This is a genomic window from Actinomycetes bacterium (assembly GCA_036510875.1).
GTDB lineage: Bacteria > Actinomycetota > Actinomycetes > Prado026 > Prado026 > DATCDE01.
On the sequence record DATCDE010000136.1, the window covers coordinates 1 to 6,530 of the forward strand.

General features: G+C 70.5%; 8 protein-coding genes and 2 pseudogenes. 3 read left to right on the forward strand and 7 right to left on the reverse strand.

Annotation, left to right across the window (positions count from 1 at the left end; all coding sequences use genetic code 11):
* Positions 1-168 precede the first annotated feature (168 nt).
* Together VIM19_08075 and VIM19_08080 are read left to right on the forward strand one after the other, a co-directional pair.
* The gene (locus tag VIM19_08075; GenBank protein HEY5184843.1) at positions 169-420 is read left to right on the forward strand and encodes a DUF4242 domain-containing protein; all 252 of its coding nucleotides are present in this window, start codon (positions 169-171) and stop codon (positions 418-420) included.
* Between the two features lie 340 nt (positions 421-760).
* Entirely contained in the window at positions 761-1,837 is a 1,077-nt protein-coding gene (locus VIM19_08080; protein HEY5184844.1) for a bacterial transcriptional activator domain-containing protein, read from the forward strand.
* 59 nt (positions 1,838-1,896) lie between these two features.
* On the opposite strand, the gene VIM19_08085 is transcribed toward VIM19_08080, so the two are convergent.
* The 7 genes and pseudogenes from VIM19_08085 to VIM19_08115 all read right to left on the reverse strand — a co-directional run bounded on the left by VIM19_08085 (position 1,897) and on the right by VIM19_08115 (position 5,929).
* A complete protein-coding gene (locus tag VIM19_08085; GenBank protein ID HEY5184845.1) occupies positions 1,897-2,409 on the reverse strand; it encodes an LURP-one-related family protein in 513 nt (170 codons plus the stop codon).
* Between the two features lie 28 nt (positions 2,410-2,437).
* Positions 2,438-2,740 (reverse strand): annotated as a pseudogene (locus VIM19_08090) (DUF2252 family protein).
* 150 nt (positions 2,741-2,890) lie between these two features.
* Positions 2,891-3,658: a diacylglycerol kinase family protein gene (locus VIM19_08095; GenBank protein ID HEY5184846.1), complete on the reverse strand. Its 768-nt coding sequence runs from the start codon at positions 3,656-3,658 to the stop codon at positions 2,891-2,893.
* A gap of 26 nt (positions 3,659-3,684) precedes the next feature.
* Positions 3,685-3,975, reverse strand: a pseudogene (locus tag VIM19_08100) (SulP family inorganic anion transporter).
* A 96-nt stretch (positions 3,976-4,071) separates the two neighbouring features.
* Positions 4,072-4,383 (reverse strand): carboxymuconolactone decarboxylase, encoded by a 312-nt coding sequence (locus VIM19_08105; GenBank protein HEY5184847.1) that lies wholly within the window; start codon positions 4,381-4,383, stop codon positions 4,072-4,074.
* Between the two features lie 60 nt (positions 4,384-4,443).
* Entirely contained in the window at positions 4,444-4,845 is a 402-nt protein-coding gene (locus VIM19_08110) for an SHOCT domain-containing protein (GenBank protein ID HEY5184848.1), read from the reverse strand.
* A gap of 154 nt (positions 4,846-4,999) precedes the next feature.
* Complete coding sequence (locus tag VIM19_08115; protein HEY5184849.1) at positions 5,000-5,929, reverse strand: LLM class F420-dependent oxidoreductase; 930 nt, start codon at positions 5,927-5,929, stop codon at positions 5,000-5,002.
* Between the two features lie 371 nt (positions 5,930-6,300).
* On the opposite strand from VIM19_08115, the gene VIM19_08120 reads away from it, so the two are divergent.
* Positions 6,301-6,530: hypothetical protein (locus tag VIM19_08120; GenBank protein ID HEY5184850.1), on the forward strand; the 230-nt coding region annotated here is incomplete at its 3' end.

The window sequence follows — 6,530 nt, forward strand, 5'->3', positions numbered from 1 at the left end:
AACCACCCACACAACTGCGACCCCGGAACACCAGCAACGAAGACCACGACGAACCCGCCAGCACTGTCGGAGCCGTCGCCTAACATCACCTCAAGACGAGCCCACGACCCGAGCATTTACACCGGATCTGGGACGCGACCCGGCGGGCCGCAACGACCGGGAGCTCACATGGCACTGTTCATGGATGTCCACAGCATCGCCGGAGGCGTCACTGAGGCCGATGTGGCTGGTGCCCACGCCGCCGGCCTCGCGACGCAGGGCAAGCATGACGTCAACTACCTGAAGTACTGGGTCGACGAGGAGGCGGGCAAGATCTTCTGCCTCGTTGAGGCGCCCGACGCGGACGCGGCCAACACGGTGCACCGCGAGGCGCACGGCCTGGTGGCAGACGAGGTCTTCAAGGTGTCCGAGCACGCGTGAGTACGGTGCCCGGTCGTCGGCGGGGAAGCCCCCGGTGACGACCGGGCCTGACGGGCCGCCCCCGAGTGACGTGCAACGATCGGGAGCAATGACACTCTCGGTGCACCTGCTCGGCCGGCCTGCCATCGAGACCGGCCACGAACCCACGTAGCGGTTCCGCAGTCGGAAGAGTTGGGCGTTGCTCGCCTACCTTCTCCTGGCCGAGCGCCCGCCCTCGAGGAGCCGGCTTGCGGAGCTGCTCTTCGACGCCACGGAGGGCCCGCTTCGTGCGCTGCGGTGGAACCTCGCCGAGGTACGCCGAGGCCTCGGACCCCACGCCACACTCGAAGGCGATCCCGTCGTGCTCACGCTGCGGCCAGGAGCCGTGGTCGACGTCGACGTGGTCACCCACGGGTCGTGGTGGGACGCCGTGGAGCTGCCCGGGCTCGGCGCCGAGTTGCTCGAGGGCGTCAACGTGCGTGGGGCAGCTGGGTTCGAATCGTGGCTGCTCTTCGAGCAGCAGCGTCTCGCCGCTGCCTCCGAGGCCGTGCTTCACGAGGCGGCCCAGGCGCTGATGGCCCGCCACGAGCTGGCCGACGCACTGCGCTGCGCCCAGCGCGTGGCCGCGATGAGCCCGCTCGACGAGAACAACCAGGCGCTCCTCATCCGGCTGCACCGCATGGTCGGCGACGATGCGGCAGCGGAACGCCAGCTCGCCGCGATCACGCGGCTTCTCCACGACGAGCTCGGGGTGTCACCCGGGATCGCGATCCAGTCCGCGATGCGCGAGACGGCCTGGCGGCCGAGCCCGGTCACGGGCAGCATCTCCATCGAGGCGATCCTCGAGTCCGGTGCCGCCGCAGTGGCAGCCGGCGCCACCGACGTCGGCATCGCGTCACTGCGCTCGGACGTGAGCCTCGCCGACCTCGCGTCTGATCGTGCGTTGCAGGTCCGCTCGAGGCTGGTCCTGGCGGAGACGCTCATCCACTCGCTGCGCGGGATGGACGAGGAGGGGCTGGCCGCCCTCTATGCCGCCGACGAGATCGCTATATCCGACGGGATACGAGCGGATCAGGCCGAGATCCGCGCCGAGCTCGGCTACGTCGACTTCCTCCGGGCGCGCTACGATCGCGCCGAGCTGTGGTTAACCGGCTCTTGTGACGCCCTGACGCTGGCCGATGGGCGCCCCGTGGGTCACAGCGAAGGCGCAGACGTACTTGGGATCGGCCGAGAGCGACCGCGCCGCCGACGACTTACGGCGCGAGACCTACGCGACGACGATGATCGGTCGCATCCACGTGCTGCGCGGCGACATCGACGCTGCCGGCGATGGGTTGCGCGCGGCGATCGCGCTGGGCGAGCGGGACCGGTGGCTCGCGTTCCTCCCCTGGCCACAGGCATTCCTGGGCGAGGTGGAGCTCATCCGCGGCGACGTTGATGCCGCGGAGTCGATCCTGGGTCAGGCCGTCGCGCGTGCCTGCCTGGGCCCCCGCCCGCTCAGCCGCGGGTCATCGCATCGATGCTCACGGTGATCGCGAGGATCAAAGCGTCGTCCTGGCCGGGCTCGATCTCCACGCCGTAGCTATCGCGGACCCGGAACCACTTCTTCGAGACCTTGGCCACCGTGTCGCCGTCACGCTCGATCTCGTACTCGTGGTCGACCAGGTTGCCGTGGGCACTCAGATCCGGCCCGTCGTCCACCTCGACCTTGAAGCGATCCCGCAGGCCGACCAGGGCCTTGTGCACGGTGGCCTCGTGGCCGTTCCACTCGACCTTCATGCTGTCCCGCACGTGAAGCTTGCGCTCCTGGATCTTGGCCACCTCACGTCCGTCGGCGTCCTCCAGCACGAAGGTGTCGCGGATCCGCAGGGCCTTGCCGTCCACCTTGAACGCCCGCTCGCCGGACTCGTCCTCAATCCAGTAGTCATCGCCGATCGACAGCAGCTTCTCGCGCATCTGGTAGCGCCGCGCCGGGGCGTTGCCGCCGTGGTGCCGATCTCGTAGGCCCATGATTTCTCCTCCTCCGGAGCGCCTCGGACTACAGCCCGGTCTGGACCGTGATCCGACCGCTGGTTGCGGCCGCCGTCAGTGCGCCGGTGTCGAGATCGTTCTGGTCGGCGTAGAGCTCGGCGAAGTCGGCGATGGCCTGGTCGAAGCGGTCGCTGGAGCCGAGGTAGGCGGCGATGGCGACGCGGTCCCCGGAGCGGGTGCGCGCGGGCCAGGGCCCGACCGCAGATCCGCGCGTAGAATGTCATTCCGTCCGGGACCATCCCTCGACCACCACCGAACCCTTGCCGTCGCGCAGCTGACGCAGGTAGAAGTCCCGCTCGACGTCGTCCGGGTGGCGGCGAAGATCGTCATGCCGATCGCAGTATCGCTGCGCTGGTTCACGGTGGCTTTCCTTGGTGTGGTGCGACCGTCGAGCGGGGTTGCTTGCCCGCTCCCTGGGCTTGAAATGGTGTGGTCCTCCGGTGGCGTCGCCCCCTTCCGGCTACCGCTCGGCCCCGCAGGCGATCCGGGCGAGCCGGGTGACCGTCTCTCGGACCGTCCCGGGCTGTCCCGCCGACGGGGACGCCCCGGGGTGCTGCGGGGCGATGCGGACCCGCAGCACACTCGGCCGAGAGGCGAAGCGCAACGGTGGGTCAAGAAGCAAGGCCTCGCCGTCCACCCCCGCAGGGACGGGGCCGGAGGCGTCGATCTGGAACGTCGGAGCCGACCACTGCCCCCAGTGTCTCGGTCGCCCGCCGCCGCCAGCGACCGGGCGGCAGGTACCCAGCACGGCGACCCCCAGCCGGCCAGAGCCCAGCCGGGGCCGAGTGCCCGAACCGATCGCCCGCCCGAGACGGTAGACGTTGTTCGAGACCAGGATGGCGGTCGCCAAACGATGATCGGATCCGCCGGGATCGGTCCACCGGAGCTCACCGCTTCGCATGGACTCGTCACCGACGACGTCGGGCGCGGTGTCCAGGATGGTGCGCAGCTTGGCGTCCCGGTAACCCTCTCGCTGCACCGCCTCCGCGTACAGGCCCAGTGAGACGTTGTTGACGACGGCCCGCCCGTTGACCTCGGCGAGGTCGACCCGGCGCTCACCGCCGTTGACGAAGGCGTCGAGGGCGCCGACCACGTCGTCGCGGTCCACCCCGAGGTCCAGGGCGAAGTGGTTGCGCGTCCCGGCGGGGATGCAGGCGAACGGGAGGTCGTGCTCGGCGGCGATGGTGGCGACCAGAGCCTGAGTTCCGTCCCCGCCAGCGGCGGCCAGCGCGTCGGCACCCCGATCTCCTTGGCCGGGTCACCGTTGGCTCCGGCCAGCGGGAGGATGGTGGCCGCGATCATCGGCCCAGCGATGAGTCCGGGCCCAGTACGAGCACGCGCGACGGCCCGATCACCGCGTAGCCGATCAGGCAGAGGATCGAGGTGTAGAGCCCGGTCACGGCGGGCAGCCCGGCGAGCTCCGCGTAGGCCATCCCCTGAGGAACCCAGCAGGGCGGTCAGCACGAGCCCGGCGGCCGCGTCCTTGGGGAGCCAGCGGCGCTCGTAAGAGTGAAGCGCCTCGACGCCGGGCACCGCCAGGGCCATCAGCTCCGCCTCACGCTCCGGTGGGGCCGTCCCACAACGGCCGCGACCACCCGCTGGGCAGCCGCGGCCGTCGCGCGACGGCTATCGATCGGCCAGCTACTCCGACTCGGATTCGATGATGTCGATGACGAGGCCGAGCGCCTCGGTGATGTTGACCGCGGCCTTCATCACCCGGGCCGAGCCGATGATCGGGGCGACGGCAACCAGGACGTTCTGCGCGTCCTCAAGGGTGACGCCGGCCTCGAAGGACGGCCCGACGTGGGCGAGGTAGGACACGGGGCGGGCATCGACTGCGGCGAGAGCCGCGATGCGGACCAGCAGCAGGACATCCGCCGGCAGGTCACAGCGCTCCACCGAGGCGGCGGTCATTGCTGCAATGGTGTCGAGGACGGGTGTCTCGTCGGACACGGTGGGTCTCCTTCAGAAGATGTGGTCAATAACGGGCGAATCGGACGAGCCGAACCACCGTCAGGCGAGTGCCTTGGCCTTGGCGGCCTGGAACTCCTCCTCGGTGAGGACGCCCTTGGCCTTCAGGTCGGACAGCCGGGCGATCTCGTCGGCGGCGCTGGTGCTGCTGCCGGAGACGCTTTGGATGTACTGGCGGGCGGCCTCGTCCTGGGCCTTGGCCTGGGCGACGGCGTGCTCTTGCATCTTGTGGCCGCGGGCGATCAGGTAGACGAACACGCCCAGGTACGGCAGCACGATGACGAAGATCGTCCACAGCGCCTTCGCCCAGCCGCCCATGTCGGGGCTGCGGAAGATGTCCGCGAACACGGTGATCAGCAGCCAGATCCAGATGAAGAACAAGAAGAACCACAACATCGACCAGAAGACCTGGCCGGAACCGAACTCAGCGAGCAACCTGGTCATCGTGACCCTCTCCCACGTGCGCGAGAACTCGTCGCCCACAGCCGGGCGATCGTGATCACTCTGCGCTGACGGTGGGGCGGCCACATCACCCAGTGAGGATGAGCCTGGGGTGGGCGGCCCCCGCGGGGCAGCGGCCGGCCTGGGGGCAGCTCGGTCAGGCCAGCCGGGGCATGACCTCGGCAGCTACCAGCTCGAGGTGCTCGAGGTCGGCAAGGTCCAGCACCTGCAGGTACAGGCGGGTGGCGCCGGCTTCCGCGAACCGGGACGCCCTGTCGACCAGCTGGTCCGGTGTGCCAGCCAGGCCGTTGGCGCGCAGCTCCTCCACGTCCCGGCCGATCGCGGCGGCCCGACGGTCGACCTCTGCCTCGTCCCGGCCGCAGCACAGCACCTGAGCGGCCGAGTACACCAGCGAGGAGGGGGCCCGCCCGGCAGCCGTGCAGGCGGCGCGAACCCGCTCGTACGCGGTGGCGGTGTCCTCGACGGAGCCGAAGGGGACGTTGTACTCGGCCGCGAACCGCGCGGCCAGCGCCGGAGTGCGGGTCACCCCGGTGCCACCGATGATCACGGGCAACGGGTCCTGGACCGGCTTGGGGAGGCCCGGCGCGGCGTCCAGCCGGTAGTGCTCACCGGCGTGGTCGAAGGTCTGCCCCACGGGCGTGGACCACAGGCCGGTCACGATCTCCAGCTGCTCCTCGAGCCGGTCGAACCGCTCGTGAACCGGCGGGAACGGGATGCCGTAGGCACGGTGCTCAGCCTCGAACCAGCCGGTCCCCAGACCCAGCTCGACCCGGCCACCGCTCATCTCGTCCACCTGGGCGACGGCGATGGCCAGCGGGCCGGGCAGCCGGAAGGTGGCCGCCGTGACCAGCGTGCCCAGCCGGATCGTGCGGGTGTCCCGGGCCAGGCCGGCGAGCGTGACCCAGGCGTCGGTCGGACCGGGCCGGCCGTCGCTGTCGCCCATCACCAGGTAGTGGTCGGACCGGAAGAACGCGCCGTACCCATAGGACTCGGCCGCGCGGGCGACGGCCAGCAGGTCGTCGTAGGTGGCGCCCTGCTGGGGCTCGGTGAAGATGCGCAGCTCCATGGGCAGCACCCTATGCAGAGCACCCCAGCCGTCTCGCCGTTCGGGTGACGTTCCACTTCCGTACCAGCAGGGCGCGACGCGACCGGCTGCCAGCTGGTGCGCGTGCGGGACGGTCTCATCCAGGACGTCCGGGGCCACTGCTGCGAAGTGGCGGCGCTGAACGACGTCTGGTGCTGACCGTCCGCTCTCACCCCCTGCGGGTGATCCGCTGCGTTGCTTCCGAAACGAGGCTGAAGACGCTGACGGCCACAGGCGGGCGGCCCCAGACGCACCGATGTCTCGGGAGGACACGTGACCAGGTCCGGACGGACGACGGTGGCTCGCTGGACCTCGACGGTGGTGGGAGTGGCCTGCTGCCTCCTGCTGGCCGGGTGCGGGGGCGGGTCGGGGGGACCGATCGCGTCACGCTTGCCGAGCCAGACGGCCCGCCCCTCACTCCCGGTGGCCTCGCCGACGGCGCAGACCCCGACCCCGTCCCTGGCTCCCTCGGCGTCCCGGAGTCCGATCCGTCCGGAGTCGACCGCGACCGCCACGCCCACGCCGACGCCGACGCCGACTGTGTCGGCCACCCCGACGCCCACCCCGACGCCCACCCCGACCC

What these genes read in the sequence shown, in the direction of transcription:
- VIM19_08115 (HEY5184849.1), bottom strand. Translation starts at nt 5,929, where the DNA reads ATGGAGCTGCGCATCTTCACCGAGCCCCAGCAGGGCGCCACCTACGAC.
- VIM19_08075 (HEY5184843.1), top strand. Translation starts at nt 169, where the DNA reads ATGGCACTGTTCATGGATGTCCACAGCATCGCCGGAGGCGTCACTGAG.
- VIM19_08085 (HEY5184845.1), bottom strand. Translation starts at nt 2,409, where the DNA reads ATGGGCCTACGAGATCGGCACCACGGCGGCAACGCCCCGGCGCGGCGC.
- VIM19_08110 (HEY5184848.1), bottom strand. Translation starts at nt 4,845, where the DNA reads ATGACCAGGTTGCTCGCTGAGTTCGGTTCCGGCCAGGTCTTCTGGTCG.